The sequence below is a fragment of the Phreatobacter oligotrophus genome, assembly GCF_003046185.1.
Taxonomy (GTDB): Bacteria; Pseudomonadota; Alphaproteobacteria; order Rhizobiales; family Phreatobacteraceae; genus Phreatobacter; species Phreatobacter oligotrophus.
In genome coordinates, this window is sequence record NZ_PZZL01000001.1 from 406,319 (window position 1) to 424,220 (window position 17,902).

General features: G+C 68.3%; 20 protein-coding genes. 8 read left to right on the forward strand and 12 right to left on the reverse strand.

The features are described from left to right. Positions 1–9 precede the first annotated feature (9 nt). Positions 10–429, forward strand: coding sequence for a winged helix-turn-helix transcriptional regulator (locus C8P69_RS01975; RefSeq protein ID WP_108174175.1), 420 nt, complete (start codon positions 10–12; stop codon positions 427–429). A 25-nt stretch (positions 430–454) separates the two neighbouring features. Here the strand turns inward: C8P69_RS01975 and C8P69_RS01980 are convergent, their stop codons facing one another. The 7 genes from C8P69_RS01980 to C8P69_RS02010 form a co-directional block, all read right to left on the reverse strand. Next, entirely contained in the window at positions 455–1,201 is a 747-nt protein-coding gene (locus tag C8P69_RS01980; protein ID WP_108174176.1) for an SDR family NAD(P)-dependent oxidoreductase, read from the reverse strand. Between the two features lie 19 nt (positions 1,202–1,220). Continuing rightward, the gene (purF, locus tag C8P69_RS01985; protein ID WP_108174177.1) at positions 1,221–2,723 is read right to left on the reverse strand and encodes an amidophosphoribosyltransferase; all 1,503 of its coding nucleotides are present in this window, start codon (positions 2,721–2,723) and stop codon (positions 1,221–1,223) included. Positions 2,724–2,859: 136 nt separating this feature from the next. Continuing rightward, entirely contained in the window at positions 2,860–3,462 is a 603-nt protein-coding gene (locus tag C8P69_RS01990; protein ID WP_108174178.1) for a CvpA family protein, read from the reverse strand. 129 nt (positions 3,463–3,591) lie between these two features. After that, positions 3,592–4,248 carry a DUF502 domain-containing protein gene (locus C8P69_RS01995; RefSeq protein WP_108174179.1) on the reverse strand — a complete coding sequence of 219 codons (657 nt, stop codon included), beginning with the start codon at positions 4,246–4,248 and terminating at the stop codon, positions 3,592–3,594. Between the two features lie 14 nt (positions 4,249–4,262). Next, positions 4,263–5,690 carry a DNA repair protein RadA gene (radA, locus tag C8P69_RS02000; RefSeq protein ID WP_108174180.1) on the reverse strand — a complete coding sequence of 476 codons (1,428 nt, stop codon included), beginning with the start codon at positions 5,688–5,690 and terminating at the stop codon, positions 4,263–4,265. Between the two features lie 15 nt (positions 5,691–5,705). After that, positions 5,706–6,809, reverse strand: coding sequence for an alanine racemase (gene alr, locus C8P69_RS02005; RefSeq protein WP_108174181.1), 1,104 nt, complete (start codon positions 6,807–6,809; stop codon positions 5,706–5,708). 4 nt (positions 6,810–6,813) lie between these two features. After that, positions 6,814–8,307 (reverse strand): replicative DNA helicase, encoded by a 1,494-nt coding sequence (locus C8P69_RS02010; RefSeq protein WP_108174182.1) that lies wholly within the window; start codon positions 8,305–8,307, stop codon positions 6,814–6,816. A 342-nt stretch (positions 8,308–8,649) separates the two neighbouring features. Between C8P69_RS02010 and C8P69_RS02015 the strand changes: the two genes are divergently transcribed. Then, positions 8,650–9,522: an outer membrane protein gene (locus C8P69_RS02015; protein ID WP_170118093.1), complete on the forward strand. Its 873-nt coding sequence runs from the start codon at positions 8,650–8,652 to the stop codon at positions 9,520–9,522. Positions 9,523–9,655: 133 nt separating this feature from the next. Here the strand turns inward: C8P69_RS02015 and rplI are convergent, their stop codons facing one another. From rplI to rpsF, 4 genes are all read right to left on the reverse strand, one after another. Beyond that, positions 9,656–10,204 (reverse strand): 50S ribosomal protein L9, encoded by a 549-nt coding sequence (gene rplI, locus C8P69_RS02020; protein WP_108174184.1) that lies wholly within the window; start codon positions 10,202–10,204, stop codon positions 9,656–9,658. 28 nt (positions 10,205–10,232) lie between these two features. After that, entirely contained in the window at positions 10,233–11,177 is a 945-nt protein-coding gene (locus C8P69_RS02025; protein ID WP_108174185.1) for a DUF2232 domain-containing protein, read from the reverse strand. Between the two features lie 133 nt (positions 11,178–11,310). Beyond that, entirely contained in the window at positions 11,311–11,556 is a 246-nt protein-coding gene (rpsR, locus tag C8P69_RS02030) for a 30S ribosomal protein S18 (RefSeq protein WP_106747850.1), read from the reverse strand. A 2-nt stretch (positions 11,557–11,558) separates the two neighbouring features. Further along, entirely contained in the window at positions 11,559–12,056 is a 498-nt protein-coding gene (rpsF, locus tag C8P69_RS02035; RefSeq protein ID WP_108174186.1) for a 30S ribosomal protein S6, read from the reverse strand. 264 nt (positions 12,057–12,320) lie between these two features. Between rpsF and C8P69_RS02040 the strand changes: the two genes are divergently transcribed. Together C8P69_RS02040 and C8P69_RS02045 are read left to right on the forward strand one after the other, a co-directional pair. Then, positions 12,321–12,557 (forward strand): hypothetical protein, encoded by a 237-nt coding sequence (locus C8P69_RS02040; RefSeq protein ID WP_108174187.1) that lies wholly within the window; start codon positions 12,321–12,323, stop codon positions 12,555–12,557. A 75-nt stretch (positions 12,558–12,632) separates the two neighbouring features. Then, positions 12,633–12,908 carry a hypothetical protein gene (locus C8P69_RS02045; RefSeq protein ID WP_108174188.1) on the forward strand — a complete coding sequence of 92 codons (276 nt, stop codon included), beginning with the start codon at positions 12,633–12,635 and terminating at the stop codon, positions 12,906–12,908. A 14-nt stretch (positions 12,909–12,922) separates the two neighbouring features. Here the strand turns inward: C8P69_RS02045 and zigA are convergent, their stop codons facing one another. Further along, positions 12,923–14,146 (reverse strand): zinc metallochaperone GTPase ZigA, encoded by a 1,224-nt coding sequence (gene zigA, locus C8P69_RS02050; protein WP_108174189.1) that lies wholly within the window; start codon positions 14,144–14,146, stop codon positions 12,923–12,925. 177 nt (positions 14,147–14,323) lie between these two features. Here zigA and fabD point away from each other — a divergent pair, with 177 nt between their 5' ends. The 4 genes from fabD to fabF all read left to right on the forward strand — a co-directional run bounded on the left by fabD (position 14,324) and on the right by fabF (position 17,823). Continuing rightward, entirely contained in the window at positions 14,324–15,268 is a 945-nt protein-coding gene (gene fabD / locus C8P69_RS02055; RefSeq protein WP_108174190.1) for an ACP S-malonyltransferase, read from the forward strand. Between the two features lie 23 nt (positions 15,269–15,291). Continuing rightward, entirely contained in the window at positions 15,292–16,029 is a 738-nt protein-coding gene (gene fabG, locus C8P69_RS02060; protein ID WP_108174191.1) for a 3-oxoacyl-[acyl-carrier-protein] reductase, read from the forward strand. 199 nt (positions 16,030–16,228) lie between these two features. Then, positions 16,229–16,468 carry an acyl carrier protein gene (locus C8P69_RS02065; protein WP_108174192.1) on the forward strand — a complete coding sequence of 80 codons (240 nt, stop codon included), beginning with the start codon at positions 16,229–16,231 and terminating at the stop codon, positions 16,466–16,468. Positions 16,469–16,569: 101 nt separating this feature from the next. After that, positions 16,570–17,823 carry a beta-ketoacyl-ACP synthase II gene (fabF, locus tag C8P69_RS02070; RefSeq protein WP_108174563.1) on the forward strand — a complete coding sequence of 418 codons (1,254 nt, stop codon included), beginning with the start codon at positions 16,570–16,572 and terminating at the stop codon, positions 17,821–17,823. The last annotated feature ends 79 nt before the right edge of the window (positions 17,824–17,902 follow it).

The following is a 17,902-nucleotide window of genomic DNA, read 5'->3' on the forward strand; positions in this document are numbered from 1 at the left end:
GAGGGAACCATGGGCGAGCCCCGCATCATCGAACTGCCGCCGCGGCCCTTGCCGAAGGACCTGACACCCAATGTCTTCGCGGCCGAGTGTCCGACGCGCCGCGTCCTCGATCGCGTCGCGGACAAATGGGCGGTGCTCATCCTGATCCTGCTGGCGGATGGCACCAAGCGGTTCAACGCGCTGAAGCGGATGATCGGCGGCGTCTCGCAGAAGATGCTGTCGCAGACGCTGAAGAGCCTCGAGCGGGACGGGCTGGTGTCGCGCAAGGTGATCCCGACCGTGCCGGTGACGGTCGAGTATTCGATCACGCCGCTGGGGCGGACGCTGCACGCCGCCGTCGATCCGCTGCGGATTTGGGCGGAGACGCATATCGCCGCGGTCGAGGCGGCACAGGCACGCTACGACGCGGAAGCCGGGCAGCGCGGATAGGGCGCGGGTTCGCGCCCGCGCTCACTCACGCCGGGTCGCGGAAGCTCTTCCAGGCGCGCGCCGGATAATCAAAGAGCTGGCCGTTCTCGGTCACGTCGGCCCGGCACATCGCCACGATGGCGGCGGCGGGCGCCTCCGGCGGCTCCAGCGTCTGCGGATCCTCGCCCGGCATGGCCTGCGCCCGCATGGTCGTGCGGATGGGACCGGGATTGAACAGGTTCACCCGGACCTTCGTCGTCTCGTTCTCGGCCGCATAGGTGCGGGCGAGGGCATCGAGCGCCGCCTTGGTGGTGGAGTAGGGTCCCCAGTACGGCCGGCACTTGGTCGCAGCGCCCGACGTCACGAAGACGGCGCGGCCGGCATCCGACACCTGCAGCAGCGGATCGAAGGAGCGGATGAGCCGCCACTGCGCCGTGAGGTTCACCGCGACGATCTGGTCCCATTCCTTCGGCGCGACATGGCCGAGCGGCGAGATGGGGCCAAGAATGGCGCCGTTCGCCACCAGCACGTCGAGCTTGCCCCAGCGCTCGTGGATGGCATGGCCGAGCCGGTCGATCCCGTCGCCGTCACGTATGTCGAGCGGGACCAGCGTCGCGGGCAGTCCGCCGGCCTGGCGGATGGCATCGTCGAGCGACTCCAGGCCGCCCTGCGTGCGCGCCACGGCCACCACCTGTGCTCCGCCGGCGGCGAGCGCCAGAGCAGTGGCGCGGCCGATGCCGCGCGAGGCACCGGTGACGCAGGCGATGCGCCCGGCGAAAGGCTTGTCGGTCATGGGTGTCGGTCCGTTCGCGTCAGCTGGCTTCCGCCAGCAGCGAGAGCTGCTTGGCGCCTTCGCCGACCAGGTCGGTGATGGCCGTCGGATAGTCGCCGGTGAAGTAATGGTCGGTGTATTGCGGCTGTGCCGCATCGCGGCCGGGCTCACCGAGGGCCCGGTAGAGGCCGTCGATGGAGATGAAGGCGAGGGAATCGACGCCGAGATAGGCGCGCATCTCCTCGATGCTCATCCGCGCCGCGAGCAGCTTGTCCTGGTCGGGCATGTCGATGCCGTAATAATCCGGGAACTTGATCGGCGGCGAGGCGATGCGGAAATGTACCTCGCGGGCGCCGGCATCCCGCATCATCTGCACGATCTTGCGCGAGGTGGTGCCGCGCACGATGGAATCATCGACGAGCACGAGGCGCTTGCCCTCGATCACCGCGCGGTTGGCGGAGTGCTTCAGCCGCACGCCGAGCTCGCGCACCGACTGGGTCGGCTGGATGAAGGTGCGGCCGACATAGTGGTTGCGGATGATGCCGAGCTCGTAGGGGATGCCGGAGGCCTGGGCATAGCCGATGGCGGCCGGCACGCCGGAATCCGGCACCGGCACGATGACGTCGGCATCGACATGGCTCTCCTCGGCGAGGATCGAGCCGATCTTCTTGCGCAGGCCATAGACGTTCTGCCCGTCGACGATGGAGTCGGGCCGGGCGAAATAGACATACTCGAAGATGCACGGCCGCTTGCGGCGCGGCGGGAAGGGCTTGATCGATTCCAGGCCCTTGTCGTCGATGACGACGATCTCGCCGTTCTCCACCTCGCGCACGAAGCGGGCGCCGATGATGTCGAGCGCCACCGTCTCGGAGGTGAGGATGAACTTGCCGTTGAGCTCGCCGATGACCAGCGGGCGGATGCCGAGCGGGTCGCGGGCGCCGATCATCTTCTTGTTGGTCATGCCGACGAAGGCATAGCCGCCCTCGATCTGGCCCAGCGCGTCGATGAAACGGTCGACGAAGCGGTTGCGGCGGGAGCGGGCGACGAGGTGCAGGATCACCTCGGTGTCCGACGTCGCCTGGTAGATGGCGCCATCGGCGATGAGGCGGCGGCGCAGCGTCAGGCCGTTGGTCAGGTTGCCGTTGTGGCAGACGGCGAAGCCGCCGGTCTCCAGCTCGGCGAAGAGCGGCTGGACGTTGCGCAGGATCGTCTCGCCGGTAGTCGAATAGCGGGTATGGCCGATGGCCGAGTTGCCGGGCAGGCGCTCGATCACCTCGCGGCGGGAGAAATTGTCGCCGACGAGGCCCATGCGCCGCTCGGAATGGAAGCGCGCACTGTCGAAAGAGACGATGCCCGCGGCTTCCTGGCCACGATGCTGCAGGGCGTGGAGGCCGAGCGCGGTGAGGGCGGCGGCGTCCGGGTGGTCGAAGACACCGAACACGCCGCATTCCTCGTGCAGCCGGTCGCTGTCGAGATCGAGCCCGAAATCGTCGTCGAACTGGCCGTCCGCATCGTGGTGGCGGATCTCGAGTGAACGCGTCATCGCATCCTCATCGTTGGCAGGCCCAGGTCGTCAGCCCGTCGCTCATATGCGGGCCGATGCGCCGGAACGATAGATCCACCCCATGCACGGCGACCATGCGCGGATACAAGATCCGCTGGTCGAAGAAAGCTCGGCCTCAGGGCCGCGCGGGCGCCGCTCCCGGTGCCGGCGCGGCCGGCGGCGTGGCCGGTGCGGCCCCTGGCGCCGGCGGCGTGCCCGACGACGGACGATTGAGTCGCCTCAGGATGTCGGAGCCCTCGATGTCCTGCGGCAGCTGGGCAATCAGCGCGTCCTTGATCTGCTCGAGTAGCGCATAGGACTTGGCGCGGATCACCCAGTCCGGGCGACCGTTGGTCGGAACCAGCCAGGTGAAGAAGGCGAAGGCCACAACGACGATCACGAGGCCTCGGGCGAGGCCGAAGAGGAAGCCGAGGGTGCGGTCGAGCACGCCGATCTTCGAGTCGAGGATGGCGTCGGAAATCTTGATGGTGATGAGCGAGACCACGACCAGCACGGTGAGGAAGACACCGGCGATGACGATGGCCTTGGCGATGAGCTCGTTCGACACCTGGGTCTGCGCGATCGGCAGGAGGCGCGGATAGGCGTACCAGGTCGAGAGGGCCGCCAGCGCCCAGGATGCGATGGAGAGAACCTCGCGCACGAAACCGCGGACCATCGCCAGAAGCGCCGAGATCAGCATGATCACGGCAAGGCCGATGTCGAGATAGGTGACCGGCATCGAGTTCGGCTCCGGAATGCGTCGGTGAGCGTGCCTGAATCGGGTGACCGGCTGCGCGACACCGCGCTTATAGCGAGGCAGTGGGCCCGCGTCACCCCGTCAGGGATCGCGGCAAACCCTCATCAACCGCTATGAGTCGCTCGCCGCCGACGGCGCGCGGCTCGCCTGTGCGGTGATGGCCTTTGGCGGCGTCACGCCCATGGAGACATAGATGCTCATGAGCTGGTCCATGCCGATCTCGGCATCGCTCACCCAGTCCTCGGGCACATAGATGAGGCCGCCGCCGATCGGCACCGGCGCGGTGGGCACGAGGACGCCGAGATAGCGCGCCTCGCCCACCATGACCGGCTCGTGCGAGGTGAGAAGGGCGAGCACCGCCGCGCCGTCGCGGCCGCCGCCGAAGAAGCACCAGACCGGGCTCATGCTCTTCAGCCCGTCGGCGTCCTTGCGGTCGACCATGGAGACGAAGCGGCGCGACAGGTCATAGACAGTGCCGATGAGCGGGATGCGCCGCATCACCCGGTCCAGCGCATCCTGCAGGCGCTCCTGCAGCACGATGGCGATGAGGCCGAGGAGGTAGATGAGCGCCACCACCATGAGGATGCCGATGAGGTAGGCGGCGAGCGATGACGACGAGAAGCCGAGGCCGAGCGAGGTGAGGAAGCGGCCGACCACCGTGCCCGGCCCGACGAAGCCATAGATGAAGCTCACCGACCAGCCGACGACAAAGGCCGTCACGGCCAGTGGCAGGAGCAGCAGCACGCCTGCCAGAAAAACCCGCCTCATCCGATCCCCCGTCCTCAGTCGTCGCCGGATGACCCGGGCTTGCCCCGCGCCACACCGGAGGCCGCGATGTCGGCCACGAGGGTCGACAAGTTCGTCACGGCCTGCACCGACAGGCCGGGCTCGACCGTTTCGCCGCGGGCGATCTCCGGCACGACAGCCTTGGTGAAGCCGAGCTTCTTGGCTTCCTTGAGGCGGGCGGCCGCCTGCGCCACCGGCCGCACCGCGCCTGACAGGCTCACCTCGCCGAAATAGGCGGCGTCCGCCGGCAGGACAGCCCCGCTGAGCGAGGAGACGAGCGCGGCCGCAACCGCCAGATCCGCAGCGGGCTCGGCGATGCGCAAGCCACCGGCGACGTTGAGATAGACGTCATGGCCGCCGAGCCGCACGCCGCAATGGGCGTCGAGCACGGCGAGCACCATGGACAGGCGCGCCGGGTCCCAGCCGACCACCGCGCGCCGCGGCGTGCCGAGGGTCGAGGGGGCGACAAGCGCCTGGATCTCCACCAGCACCGGCCGCGTACCCTCCATGCCCGCGAAGACGGCGGTGCCGGGAGCCCCGAGGTCGCGTCCCGCGAGGAAGAGTTCCGAGGGGTTCGGCACCTCGCGAAGGCCCTTGCCGGTCATCTCAAAGACGCCGATCTCGTCGGTCGGGCCGAAGCGGTTCTTCACGGCACGCAGGATGCGGAAATGATGGCCGCCCTCGCCCTCGAAGCTCATCACGGCATCGACCATGTGCTCGACGACGCGCGGGCCGGCGATCTGCCCGTCCTTGGTGACATGGCCGACCAGGATCACCGCCGAGCCGGATTTCTTGGCGAAGCGGATCAGCACCTGCGCCGCCGACCGCACCTGGCTCACAGTGCCCGGCGCGCTCTCGACCGTGTCCGTCCACATGGTCTGGATGGAATCGATGACGACGAGGCGCGGCACCGGTCCTTCCGACAGGGTCGCGACAATGTCCTCGACATTGGTCTCGGCGGCGAGCTCCACCGGCGAGGCGGTGAGGCCGAGCCGCTCGGCGCGCAGCCGCACCTGGCCGACCGCCTCTTCGCCCGAGATATAGACGACCCGGTGGCCCATGCGGGCGAGCCGCGCCGAGGCCTGGATGAGCAGGGTGGACTTGCCGATGCCGGGATCGCCGCCAATGAGGATCACCGAACCCTTCACGAGGCCACCGCCGAAGACCCGATCGAGTTCGCCGACCTGCGTCTCGGTGCGGGGGGCCTGGTCATTCGCGCCGTCGAGCCCGGCCAGCGCGAAGGCCCGGCCGCGCGTCTTGCCGGCCTTGGCACCGCCCTTCACGGGCGCGCCGCCGACCCCGGTCGCCGCCACGCTCTCCTCGGCGATGGTGTTCCAGGCGCCGCAGCTCTCGCACTTGCCCTGCCAGCGGCCATAGGTGGCGCCGCAGGACTGGCAGACATAGGTGGTGGTTGCGCGAGCCATGGTCCCTGGGGCCGCCTAATCCACGTAGCGGCGGTGGTAGCGCCGGCCGAGGCTTGTGAGGATCTCGTAGCCGATCGTGCCGGCCGCCTCCGCGACATCGTCGAGGCCGATGCCGTCGCCGATGAGGGTGGCCATGCCGCCGGCCTCGACGGCGCCCGCATTGGTCACGTCCACCGCGATCAGGTCCATGGAGACGCGGCCAGCGAGGGGGCAGATCACGCCGTTCACGCGGACGGGGGCGCCGGTCTTGCGGTCGGTCGAGCCGGCCTGCCGCAGATAGCCGTCGGCATAGCCGACCGACAGCACGGCGATGCGGCTCGGGCGCGGCGCGGTCCAGGCGGCGCCATAGCCGACCGTGTCGCCGGCGCGCACGCCGCGCACCTGGACGATCGGCGCCTCGAGACGGACGACCGGTTCCAGCGGCTCGCGGCCGGCGACGAAGCGCGCGCCATAGAGCGCCACGCCCGGGCGGAGCAGGTCATGGCGCGCGGACGCGAGGGTGCAGCCGGCCGAGTTGGCCAGCGATCCGGGCACGCCCGGAAAGAGCCCGCGCATCTGTGCAAAGCGGTCGATCTGGCGGGTGGTGAGCGGATGGCCCGGTTCGTCCGCACAGGCGAAATGGCTCATCAGCAATGCCGGCTCGAAGGCGAGGGCGGCCGTCCCCGGTTCGGCGAGCAGGGCGGCCTCGGCAAGGTCGAGGCCAAGCCGGTTCATGCCCGTATCGACATGCACGGCGGCCGGCAGGCGCCGGCCGATGGTCTCGCAGAAGGCGGCGAAGCGCTCGACATCCTCGCGGCTGCCGAGCACAGGCCGGATGTCCAGCGCCGCATAGGTCTCCAGCGCCTCGCCGAACAGGCCGTTCAGCACGTAGATGGTCGCTGAAGGCACCGCCGCCCGCAGCCGGCGCGCCTCCGACAGATGCGCCACAAAGAAGGTGCGGCAGCCGGCCTTCGCCAGCGCCGGCCCGGCCTGCTCGATGCCGAGCCCATAGGCGTCGGCCTTCACCACCGCGCCGCATTCCGCGCCGGGGCCGAGGGCAGCCAGCGCCTGCCAGTTCCGGGCGAGGGCGCCGAGGTCGATGGTGAGAACCGCACCGGCCTCGCTGACGGGAATGCTCATCGGCTCACTCGAAGCGCTCGGGCAGGGCATCGCCCTCGGCGAGATCGGAGAAGCGCGTCACCGAATCCTCGAACTGCAGCATGACCGTGCCGGTCGGGCCGTGGCGCTGCTTGCCGATGATGACCTCGGCGCGGCCATGGACCTGCGCCATGTCGGTCTGCCACTTCAGGTGCTCCTCGGTGCCGGGCTTCGGCTCCTTGTTCTTGAGGTAGTATTCCTCGCGGAACACGAACATGACGGCGTCGGCGTCCTGCTCGATGGAGCCGGATTCGCGAAGGTCGGAGAGCTGGGGCCGCTTGTCGTCGCGGTTTTCCACCTGACGGGAGAGCTGGGACAGCGCCATGATCGGCACGTTCAGCTCCTTGGCCAGGGCCTTGAGGCCGGTGGTGATCTCGGTGAGCTCCTGCACGCGGTTCTCGCCCTTGCGCGCACCGCCCGACAGCAGCTGGAGATAGTCGACCACCATGAAGTCGAGGCCGCGCTGGCGCTTCAGCCTGCGGGCGCGGGCGGCGAGCTGGACGATCGACAGGCCGCCGGTATCGTCGATGTAGAGCGGCAGCGCCTGGATCTCCTGGGCGGCCTGGGTGAGCTTGTAGAACTCGTCCTCGCGCAGGTCGCCGCGACGGATCTTGTAGGAGGGGATCTCCGCCTGCTCGGCGACGATACGGGTGGCGAGCTGATCGGCGCTCATTTCGAGCGAGAAGAACCCGACAATGCCGCCATTGGTGGTCTTGTGGCTGCCGTCCGGCTCCACCTCGAAGCGATAGGCCTTGGCGACGTTGAAGGCGATGTTGGTGGCCAGCGACGTCTTGCCCATGCCGGGGCGGCCGGCGAGGATGATGAGGTCGGAGTGCTGCAGGCCGCCGAGGCGCTGGTCGAGATCGCGCAGGCCCGTCGAGATGCCCGACAGCTTGCCGTCGCGCTGATAGGCCGCCGCCGCCATGTCGAGGGCGCGCGCCATGGCATCGGTGAAGCGGCGGAACCCGCCATCGTAGCGGCCGGTCTCGGCCAGCTCGAAGAGGCTCTTCTCGGCATCCTCGATCTGGGCACGGGGCGGCATGTCCACCGGCGCGTCATAGGCGACGTTGACCATGCCCTCGCCGATGACGATGAGGTTCCGGCGGATGGCAAGGTCGTAGATGGTGCGGCCGTAATCCTCGGCATTGATGATGGTGGTCGCCTCGGCCGCGAGCCGGGCGAGATATTGCGCCACCGTCATGCCGCCCACATCGATGGTCGGGTCGTTGAGGAAGGTCTTGAGCGTCACCGGCGTCGCGATCTTGCCGGCGCGGATGAGCTGGGCCGCGATCTCGTGGATCTTCTGGTGCAGCGGGTCGAAGTAATGCTTCGCCTCGAGGAAATCGGAGACGCGGTAGAAGGCCTCGTTGTTCACGAGGATGGCGCCCAGCAGGGCCTGCTCGGCCTCGATGTTGTGCGGGGCCTGGCGGAACGGCAGGTCGTTCGATGCGACGGGCTTCAGGGCGGGCAGGGCGGACATGGGAGCTTCTTTGCGGTCGCGGCCTTGGGGTGTCCCATGGCTAGCAGCCGTGGCGGGAATCATCACGGGCCATGATGACAAGGTCCCGCTGTCCACACCAATCCCATGGCAGCAGGTCGTCCGGCGCGATCTCCGCTTGACTCGCCCGTCGCGCTGGCGGGGTCCTCGGTCGCCGCCATGTGGCCGGTCTGCCACAGTCCTCACAAAGCAGAACCAGTCGAGAAGAAGTCGACAACCGCTGGTTTACTTCAGTCGCTGCGGAAACCTGCTGTTAAGATTAACATGCGATCCCTAGCCCCATCCGCAAGTGCGGTGAATCGATCATTTCCAAGGGGCGCTCCCATGTTCAAGCGTGTTGCAATACCCATGGCCGCTGCCGCGGTTCTCCTGACGACCGGCATGGCCGGGGCTGCGGACCTGGGCCCGCCTCCCCTGCGTGGCTCGGAGGTCGTTGCTCCCGACTATCACGTCGACAAGTGGAGCGGTGTCTATATCGGCGGCCATGTCGGCGCGCAGTTCGTCCACAACAGCGGTTTCCACAGCGACGCCACCGGCACCACCCGTGACAACGGCGCCGGCCGCCAGGTCTGGGACTACCAGTACGATTACATGAACGCCCGGATGAACTACGGTCTTCATCTCGGCATCCAGCGCCTGTTCGGCAATTTCGTCCTTGGCGCCGAGTTCTCCTTTGACGGCCCGATGGCGAAGATCAACTCGCCCTGGTACAACGGCGAGCCGGTGTTCACCGTCGGCGGCGTCGGCGGCAACGTCTACCAGCAGCGCATCGGCATGAACTGGCAGGGCTCGCTCGTCGGCCGCGCCGGCTGGGTCCACCACAAGTCGATGTTCTACGTGCTCGGCGGCGTCGCCGCGGCGAGCATGACCGCCTGCTCGGTCCTCGACAACTGCAACGGCTATACCGGCCACGTGGTCAAGTACACCGCGACCCGCTGGGGCTGGGTCATTGGCGCCGGCATCGAGCACAAGTTTAACCACAACTGGTCGATCCGTGCCGAGTATCGCTACGCCAACTACGGCTCCCGCACCTGCCTTGCGACCGACAACAGCTGCGCCATCAACGGCGGCCCGCTGAACGACCGCAACGCCTCGGACATCAACAACCGCGTCGAGACCCACACCGTCCGCGTCGGCGTCAGCTACCTCTTCGGCGCTCCGGTCCTGCCGGTCGCCCCGGTCATCGCCCGCTACTGACGGGTGAAGGCGGGGCATCCCCGCCTCGACCCCCCACGCACAGCAAAAAGCCCGGTCGCGAGACCGGGCTTTTTTTGTCGTCCGATGCGGGAAGGGGAGGCCGTCCGCAGGTGGCGGACGGCCTGGCCGTGGATCAGGCCTCGGCGTCGCCGAACTCTTCCGGGTTGAAGGTCTCGAAGGTCGGCTCGTCAGCGCGCTGGGTGAGGTCCTCACCATGCGCCTGACGCTCGGCTTCGCCGGCGGACCGGGCGACGTTGACGGTGACGGTCGCCTCGACCTCCGGGTGCAGCGAGACGATGACCTTGTGCAGGCCGATCGCCTTGATCGGGGTGTCGAGCTGGATCATGGCGCGCGACACGGTGATGCCGGCGGCGGTGATGGCGTCCGACAGGTCGCGGGCCGAGACCGAGCCGTAGAGCTGGCCGGTTTCGCCAGCCTGGCGGATCAGGGTGTAGGAGGTGCCGTCGAGCTCGGCGGCGACCGCCTCGGCGTCCTTCTTGAGCTCGAGGTTGCGGGCCTCGAGCTGGGCCTTCATGGCGTCGTACTTCTTGCGGTTGGCCTCGGTGGCGCGCAGCGCCTTGCCCTTGGGCAGCAGGAAGTTGCGGGCATAGCCCGGCTTCACGTCGACGACTTCGCCCATATAGCCGAGCTTGGCGACGCGCTCGAGAAGGATGACCTGCATTGTGGATACTCCGTTGGTTCGTTGAATGTCAGAGCGGGGTGGGAGGAGCGGGCGGCTGGCGCCGCGCGCGGATGTCGAAGAGCACGTCGGCAAGGCCGGCGAGCGCGACGAAGATCATCGGCCAGCCGATGACGAAGGTGAGGGCGTAGAGCAGGCCCAGCGCGAAGCCGCGCATGCCCCAGCCGCGGGTGATGTCATGGGCCAGGGCAAAGCCCTGAAGCGCATAGACCGCAAGGCTGACGGCGAGGATGATCGCCGCGATCTGCCCGGGAAAGCCGCCGGCGAAGGAGCCGATCGAGCCCACGAGCAGGGCGACGGCCGTCCATTTCGGCAGCTTCAGCGACGGCAGGTCCGGCCAGGGACGGACGAGCCTGCCGGAGGCCCGGACGATGCGGCCGGCGAAATAGAGATTGATGGTGGTGACGAAGGTCCAGACCACCGCGCCCGCCACCGGCACGGCGGCGGCCATGAGGCGGATCAAGGCCTCGCGGTCACCCTCGCCGAGGCGCATCTGGGCGAGCGTCCGGGTGATCGCCTCGCGGATGGCGGCCTGGAAGGCCTCGAAGTCGAAGCCGTAGAGCGCGACAATGCCGAACAGGGTGAGGGCGACGGCGCCGATGCCGATGAGCGAGAGGATCTGCCCGGGCGAGATCCATACCGCGTGCTCGGGATCCTCGGGGTCCGCGCCCGGCTGCCAGGCAAGGACGGCATAGGACAGGACCCAGGCGGGGAGGCCGACCGAGAAGAAGAAGAACAGGCCGAACTGCGAGCGCAGCGCCAGCGACAGGGCGAGCGCACCGATCGCCGCGGCGAAGGCGCCGGCATAATGACCCCAGCCGAGGCCGGCGATGAGGACGGGCAGGGCGGCGAAATAGAACAGGATAAGCGCGAGCGGGCTCCCCGACGCGAGCGTCGCGAAGAGGAGCGCGGAGGCAAGGCCTGCCCCGAAGGAGATGGCGAGGGTCGGTCCCATCGTCAGCTGTCCCGCTCGTCGTGAGGGTTAGGGGCCTGGCCCCAGCTTCAGCCGCCGCAGGAGTTCTGCGCGGCCGACGATCATCAGAAGAAGTGTCCGGGGCGGCAGGAAGGCCCGCCGCCCCGGAAGGCAATCACTTGATCACGTAGGGCAGCAGGCCGAGGAAGCGGGCGCGCTTGATCGCCTGGGCGAGCTCGCGCTGCTTCTTGGCCGAAACGGCGGTGATGCGGGACGGAACGATCTTGCCGCGCTCGGAAATGTAGCGCTGCAGGAGACGGACGTCCTTGTAGTCGATCTTCGGCGCGTTCGGGCCGGAGAACGGGCAGGTCTTGCGACGGCGGAAAAACGGGCGACGGGCGCCACCGGCTGCGGCTGACATGCTCACTCCTCCGTCTGCTCGACTTCGGCGCCGACTTCGATGTCGCCGCCATCACGATCGCGGAAGCGACGGCCACCGCCACCACCACCCGCGCCGCCGCCGCCGAAGCCGCGGTCACGGCCGCCACCGCCGCCGAAGCCGCGGTCGCCAAAGCCACGCTCGCCGCGCTCGTCGCGGTCACGCTTCTGCAGCATGGCGGACGGACCCTCCTCGAGCTCCTCGACCTTCACGGTCATGAAGCGGAGGATGTCCTCGTTGATCGCCATCTGGCGCTCCATCTCGACCACGGCGGCCGAGGGGGCGTTGATGTTCATCAGGGTGTAGTGGGCCTTGCGGTTCTTCCGGATGCGGAAGGCGATCGACTTCAGGCCCCAGGGCTCGACCTTGGCGACCGAGCCGCCATTGGCTTCGATCACGCCCTTGTACTGCTCGGCAAGCGCTTCCGCCTGCTGAGACGTCACGTCCTGGCGCGCCAGGAACACATGTTCATAGAGAGGCATTCGGCCTGTCTCCGGTTCGAGTGACGCTTTCAGCGGCGCGAAGCCCCCCGAGCCTGGACAGGCCCGACAGTTTCTCGAAGGCGGAGACACCGGACGACGGCGGGGCTTGAAACCCGCCTGCAGGCGAACCTGCCGTCCGTTCAGCCACCGGCCGACGAAAGCGAAGGCGGCCTTATACGCGAAAGGTCCAAGGATTCAAGCCCATTCCGGCGGAACCGCTGTCCTGGCGCGCCGTTGTCATTGCACCGGAACGGGGAGGACGCCATGGCGCAAGCGAAAACCACGACGACGCCAGCGAAAACCGCGACGACGCCAGCGAAAACCACGACGCCCCAGGACCCCCGCCATCCCGAGGACCGGAGCCGCAACGCCAATGCCGGCCGCGACCGCGAGGGCGGCGACGAGCGCGGGCGCGGCACCTTCGAGGCCGGTCCGGCGCCGGAGGATCTCACCCGCGGCGCCCCGCCGAAGCCGGTGAAGCGCTACAGTCAGGCCGGATGAGTGACCTAATTTCGCCGTGATCCATTGCAACATTCTGCAACAGATCGCGTTGACGTCGAAACGGGGAGGGTCACCATGTCGCCTGTCGTCCACAATGCCACTCCCGCCTGCCTCTTCAGCGGCGATGACGTCGCGCGGATGAAGCGCAAGTTCGACATGACCTGCGAGGAACTCGGCGTCTATCCTGAGGATGCGGGCGCCCGCAGCTCGCTCGGCCGCGCACTCGTCGCTGCCATCGCTCGCGGCGATGTCGCCCTGCCGGACGAGGAGCCCGTGACCGGCGCGACCGAGATCGTCTGCTTCGAAGGCGAGGAACTCGTCGTCGTCATCACCGACCGCCCGGGTCACTGAGCCAGCGCCGCCCCTCAGGCGGCGTCGGCCTCCGCCCGCCATGCCGGGAAGGGATCCGGACGCGTGGCGAACTCCGCGGGATCGAACCTCGTCGATGAGGCGCGCCCCAGAAGGCATGAATCGAGCGCAGCGCGCATCGCGCCCTCGTCCATCCCCGTTCCGATGAAGACGAGCTCCTGCCGCCGGTCGCCATAGACCGGATGCCAGTTGCGCTTCACCATGGCGCGCCATTCCTCCGACTGCGGCCAGCGCGCCTTCGGCACGGCGACCCACCAGAACCCCATGGCCGAGGTCCGGCACACCGCGCCGGCGATGGAGAGCTCGCCGCACCAGTTCGGCCGCGTTGCCAGCCAGAAATGGCCCTTGGCCCGGATGAGGCCCGGCCAGGTCCGCTTCAGGAAGGCGTCGAAGGCGAGAGGGTCGAAAGGCCGCGCGGCCCGGTAGACGAAGGAGGAGATGCCGTATTCCTCCGTCTCCGGCATGTGATCCTTGAAGCCATAGAGCTCCTTGGCCCAGAGCGGGTGGGTTTCCGCCTTCTCAGGATCGAAGCGGCCGGTGTCCAGAACCTCGTCGAGATCCACCCTGGCGAAATCGGTCTCGATCACATGGGAGTCCGGGTTGAGGGCGCGCACCACTTTCAGGACGAGATCCCGCTGCTCGGCCGTGACGTCCGACACCTTGTTGACGACGACCACATCGGCGAACTCGAGCTGGTCCGTCAGCAGGTCGGCGAGCGTGCGGGTATCGCCGTCGCCCGCCGTCTCCCCGCGGTCCGCCAGCACATCGCGACTGCCGAAATCCGTCAGCAGGTTGATGGCATCGACGACCGTCACCATCGTGTCGAGACGGGCGACATCCTCCAGGGCGCGACCGTCCTCGTCGCGGAACGAGAAGGTGGCTGCGATCGGCAGCGGCTCGGCAATGCCGGTCCCTTCGATCAGCAGGTAGTCGAATCGCCCCTCGGCGGCGAGCCGCCGCACCTCTGTGAGCAGATCGTCGCGGAGCGTGCAGCAGATGCAGCCATTGGTCATTTCGACCAGCGTTTCCTCCGTCCGCGACAGGTTGGCGCCGCCATCGCGCACGAGGTCCGCGTCGATATTCACCTCCGACATGTCATTGACGATGACGGCGACGCGCCGGCCTTCCCGGTTGTTGAGGATGTGGTTGAGCAGCGTCGTCTTGCCGGCGCCCAGGAAGCCGGAGAGGACGGTGACGGGGAGGCGGGACTCGCGCGGCATTCGGCATCTCATGAGTAATGTTACAACATAACATTATGTGCCGACGACCTTCTTGGCAAGCGCCCCGCCCGGTTCTCCACGGCTGTTCGACGCGGAAACAGGGCCTGTCGCTTGACTCCGGCGCGCCCCGATGCCAGTCCCGCGCACCTTGTCCGAGGGCGTCGCGAGGTCCGGTCCATGACAGCCGCATTCACCTTTCCCGGTCAGGGCAGCCAGGCCGTCGGTATGGGCAAGGCGCTTGCCGAAGCCTTTCCTGCAGCCCGCGCCGTGTTCGACGAGGTCGACGCCGCCCTCGGCGAGAAGCTGTCCGCCATCATGTGGGACGGTCCGATCGAGACCCTCACCCTCACCGAGAACGCTCAGCCGGCGCTGATGGCCGTCTCGCTTGCCACCATCCGCGTGCTGGAGGCCGAAGCCGGCCTCGACCTGAAGCGCGATGCCGCCTTCGTGGCCGGTCACTCGCTCGGCGAATATTCGGCGCTTGCCGCGGCCGGTACCTTCTCCATTGCCGACGCGGCGCGTCTCCTGCGCATCCGTGGCAATGCCATGCAGGCCGCGACCCCGGTCGGCACCGGCGCCATGGCCGCCATCCTCGGCCTCGAGTTCGATGCGGTCGCGGCGGTGGCCGCCGAGGCCGCCCAGGGCGAGGTCTGCCAGGCCGCCAACGACAATGGCGGCGGTCAGGTCGTCATCTCCGGCCACAAGGCGGCGGTCGAGCGCGCCTGCGAGCTCGCCAAGTCCAAGGGCGCCAAGCGCGCGATTCCCTTGCCCGTCTCCGCCCCCTTCCATTGCGCGCTGATGCAGCCCGCCGCCGACGCCATGGCCGAGGCGCTGTCCAAGGTCACGGTCCGCGCGCCGGTCGTCCCGGTCGTCGCCAACGTCCTCGCCGCGCCCATCACCGATCCGGCCGAGATCGTCCGCCGCCTCGTCGAGCAGGTCACCGGCACCGTGCGCTGGCGCGAATGCGTCGCCGCCATGGCCGGCGCCGGCGTCACCACCTTCTACGAGATCGGCTCGGGCAAGGTGCTCTCCGGCCTCGTCAAGCGCATCGCCGACGGGGCCACCGGCACCGCCATCGGCACGCCCGACGACGTTGCCGCCTTCAAGGCCGCGCGCGGCTGACCGCCTTTCAGGGAGCCAGGACCATGTTCGACCTCACCGGCAAGAACGCCCTCGTCACCGGCGCCACGGGCGGCATCGGCGGCGCCATCGCCGAGGCGCTGCATGCCCGCGGCGCGACGGTCGCCCTGTCCGGCACCCGCCGCGAGAAGCTTGAGGAATTCGCCGCAAAGCTCGGCGAGCGCGCCCATGTCGTGCCGACGAACCTGTCCTCGCTCGAGGAGGTCGAGGCGCTGGTGCCCACCGCCGAGAAGGCCATGGGCGGGCTCGACATCCTCGTCAACAATGCCGGCATCACCCGCGACAACCTCTTCATCCGCATGAAGGACGAGGAGTGGGACCAGGTCATCGCGGTGAACCTCACCGCCACCTTCCGCCTGACCCGCGCCGCGGCCAAGCTGATGATGCGCAAGCGCTGGGGCCGCATCATCTCCATCACCTCGGTGGTGGGCGTGACCGGCAATCCCGGCCAGGGCAACTATGCCGCCTCCAAGGCCGGCATGATCGGCATGTCGAAGTCGCTCGCCGCCGAGGTTGCGAGCCGCAACGTCACCGTGAACTGCCTGGCCCCCGGCTTCATCGAGACGGCGATGACCGACGTGCTGAACGACAAGCAGAAGGAGACGATCCTGACGCGCGTGCCCGCAGGCCGTCTTGGCCGCGCCGCCGAAATCGCCGCCGCTGCCGTCTATCTGGCCTCGGAAGAAGCCGCCTACGTCACCGGCCAGACACTTCACGTGAATGGCGGTATGGCCATGATCTGATTGAGCTTTTGGGGAGTCTGGGCACCCGCTGGCAAAACCTTTGGGCCTGTGATAGAGAGCCTTGGGTTCGGCAGGGGGGCTTCCCAGACGATCCGGAATTCACGGCGGAGCGGCACGCCACCTGCACACCATACGACAGCCGCACACCGCATCCGATCGAGAGCGGTGGCTCACCATCGGATGAAACGAGGATAATTCAATGAGCGATACCGCTGAACGCGTGAAGAAGATCGTCGTGGAACAGCTCGGCGTCGAGGCCGAGAAGGTCGTCCCCACCGCGAGCTTCATCGACGACCTCGGGGCCGACAGCCTCGACACCGTCGAGCTCGTGATGGCGTTCGAGGAGGAGTTCGGTGTCGAGATCCCGGACGACGCGGCCGAGACGATCCTGACCGTCGGCGACGCGATCAAGTTCCTCGACAAGGCGACGAGCGCCTGATCTGAGCGACAGTCGACATCGATTGTGACGACCGAAGGGCCGGGGAGCTGAGAGCGTCTCCGGCTTTTCGTTCACTGGGGCGGAAACGGGGTGGCATGATGATGCGGCGGGTGGTTGTGACCGGCATGGGGCTCCTGACCCCGCTCGGCTGCGGTGTCGAGGAAACCTGGTCGCGGCTCGTCAAGGGCGAGAGCGGCGCCTCCAAGGTCGAGCGTTTCGACGTCTCCGACATCGCCGCCAAGATCGCCTGCCAGATCCCGCGTGAGGGCGTCGGCGCCTTCAACCCCGACGACTGGATGGAGCCGAAGGAGCAGCGCAAGGTCGACGAGTTCATCGTCTTCGCCATGTGCGCCGCCAAGCAGGCCCTCGACGATGCCGGCTGGCATCCCAAGACCTCCGACGAGCAGAACACCACCGGCGTCCTCATCGGCTCCGGCATTGGCGGCATCGACGGGATCGCGGAAGCCGCGCTCATCCTGCGCGACAAGGGCCCGCGCCGCATCTCGCCCTTCTTCATTCCCGGCCGCTTGATCAACCTCGCCGGCGGCTATGTCTCCATCGCCCATGGCCTCAAGGGCCCGAACCATGCGGTGGTCACCGCCTGCTCGACCGGCGCCCATGCCATCGGCGACGCCGCCCGTCTCGTCGCCTTCGGCGATGCCGACGTGATGGTGGCCGGCGGCACCGAATCGCCCATCAGCCGCCTGTCGCTGGCCGGCTTCGCCGCCTGCCGGGCGCTGTGCACCGCCTTCAACGACGAGCCCACCCGCGCCTCGCGCCCCTACGACCGCGACCGCGACGGTTTCGTCATGGGCGAGGGCGCCGGCATGGTCGTTCTCGAGGAGTACGAGCACGCCAAGGCGCGCGGCGCGAAGATCTATGCCGAGGTCATCGGCTACGGCCTGTCGGGCGACGCCTACCACATCACCGCCCCGTCCGAGGACGGCGACGGCGCCTTCCGCTGCATGTCGGCGGCCATCAAGCGCGCCGGCATCACCGCCTCCGACATCGACTACATCAACGCCCACGGCACCTCGACCATGGCCGATGGCATCGAGCTCGGCGCCGTCGAGCGCCTGGTCGGCAATGCCGCCTCGAAGATCTCCATGTCCTCGACCAAGTCGTCGATCGGCCATCTCCTCGGCGCCGCCGGCGCGGTCGAGGCGATCTTCTCGATCCTCGCCATCCGCGACCAGGTGGCCCCGCCGACGCTGAACCTCGACAACCCCGCCGTCGAGACCGCGATCGACCTCGTGCCGCACGTCGCACGCAAGCGGTCGATCGAGACCGTGCTGTCGAACTCCTTCGGCTTCGGCGGCACCAACGCCTCGGTCATCTTCCGGGCCGCGGCCTGAGGCGGGAACCCGCCTTTCGCCACATTCCCTGCGCATCACTCACCCCGGTGATGCGAAATCCCGAGCCGAGCGCAGCGAC

Excerpts from the sequence above, each read along its gene's own strand:
- C8P69_RS01995 (WP_108174179.1), bottom strand. The coding sequence starts at position 4,248 with ATGAGGCGGGTTTTTCTGGCAGGCGTGCTGCTGCTCCTGCCACTGGCC.
- C8P69_RS02015 (WP_170118093.1), top strand. The coding sequence starts at position 8,650 with ATGTTCAAGCGTGTTGCAATACCCATGGCCGCTGCCGCGGTTCTCCTG.
- C8P69_RS01990 (WP_108174178.1), bottom strand. The coding sequence starts at position 3,462 with ATGCCGGTCACCTATCTCGACATCGGCCTTGCCGTGATCATGCTGATC.
- C8P69_RS02045 (WP_108174188.1), top strand. The coding sequence starts at position 12,633 with ATGTCGCCTGTCGTCCACAATGCCACTCCCGCCTGCCTCTTCAGCGGC.
- alr (WP_108174181.1), bottom strand. The coding sequence starts at position 6,809 with ATGAGCATTCCCGTCAGCGAGGCCGGTGCGGTTCTCACCATCGACCTC.
- rplI (WP_108174184.1), bottom strand. The coding sequence starts at position 10,204 with ATGCAGGTCATCCTTCTCGAGCGCGTCGCCAAGCTCGGCTATATGGGC.
- C8P69_RS02065 (WP_108174192.1), top strand. The coding sequence starts at position 16,229 with ATGAGCGATACCGCTGAACGCGTGAAGAAGATCGTCGTGGAACAGCTC.
- rpsF (WP_108174186.1), bottom strand. The coding sequence starts at position 12,056 with ATGCCTCTCTATGAACATGTGTTCCTGGCGCGCCAGGACGTGACGTCT.
- radA (WP_108174180.1), bottom strand. The coding sequence starts at position 5,690 with ATGGCTCGCGCAACCACCACCTATGTCTGCCAGTCCTGCGGCGCCACC.
- C8P69_RS01980 (WP_108174176.1), bottom strand. The coding sequence starts at position 1,201 with ATGACCGACAAGCCTTTCGCCGGGCGCATCGCCTGCGTCACCGGTGCC.
- C8P69_RS02010 (WP_108174182.1), bottom strand. The coding sequence starts at position 8,307 with ATGTCCGCCCTGCCCGCCCTGAAGCCCGTCGCATCGAACGACCTGCCG.
- zigA (WP_108174189.1), bottom strand. The coding sequence starts at position 14,146 with ATGCCGCGCGAGTCCCGCCTCCCCGTCACCGTCCTCTCCGGCTTCCTG.
- fabG (WP_108174191.1), top strand. The coding sequence starts at position 15,292 with ATGTTCGACCTCACCGGCAAGAACGCCCTCGTCACCGGCGCCACGGGC.
- C8P69_RS02040 (WP_108174187.1), top strand. The coding sequence starts at position 12,321 with ATGGCGCAAGCGAAAACCACGACGACGCCAGCGAAAACCGCGACGACG.
- fabD (WP_108174190.1), top strand. The coding sequence starts at position 14,324 with ATGACAGCCGCATTCACCTTTCCCGGTCAGGGCAGCCAGGCCGTCGGT.
- purF (WP_108174177.1), bottom strand. The coding sequence starts at position 2,723 with ATGACGCGTTCACTCGAGATCCGCCACCACGATGCGGACGGCCAGTTC.
- C8P69_RS02025 (WP_108174185.1), bottom strand. The coding sequence starts at position 11,177 with ATGGGACCGACCCTCGCCATCTCCTTCGGGGCAGGCCTTGCCTCCGCG.
- C8P69_RS01975 (WP_108174175.1), top strand. The coding sequence starts at position 10 with ATGGGCGAGCCCCGCATCATCGAACTGCCGCCGCGGCCCTTGCCGAAG.
- rpsR (WP_106747850.1), bottom strand. The coding sequence starts at position 11,556 with ATGTCAGCCGCAGCCGGTGGCGCCCGTCGCCCGTTTTTCCGCCGTCGC.
- fabF (WP_108174563.1), top strand. The coding sequence starts at position 16,570 with ATGCGGCGGGTGGTTGTGACCGGCATGGGGCTCCTGACCCCGCTCGGC.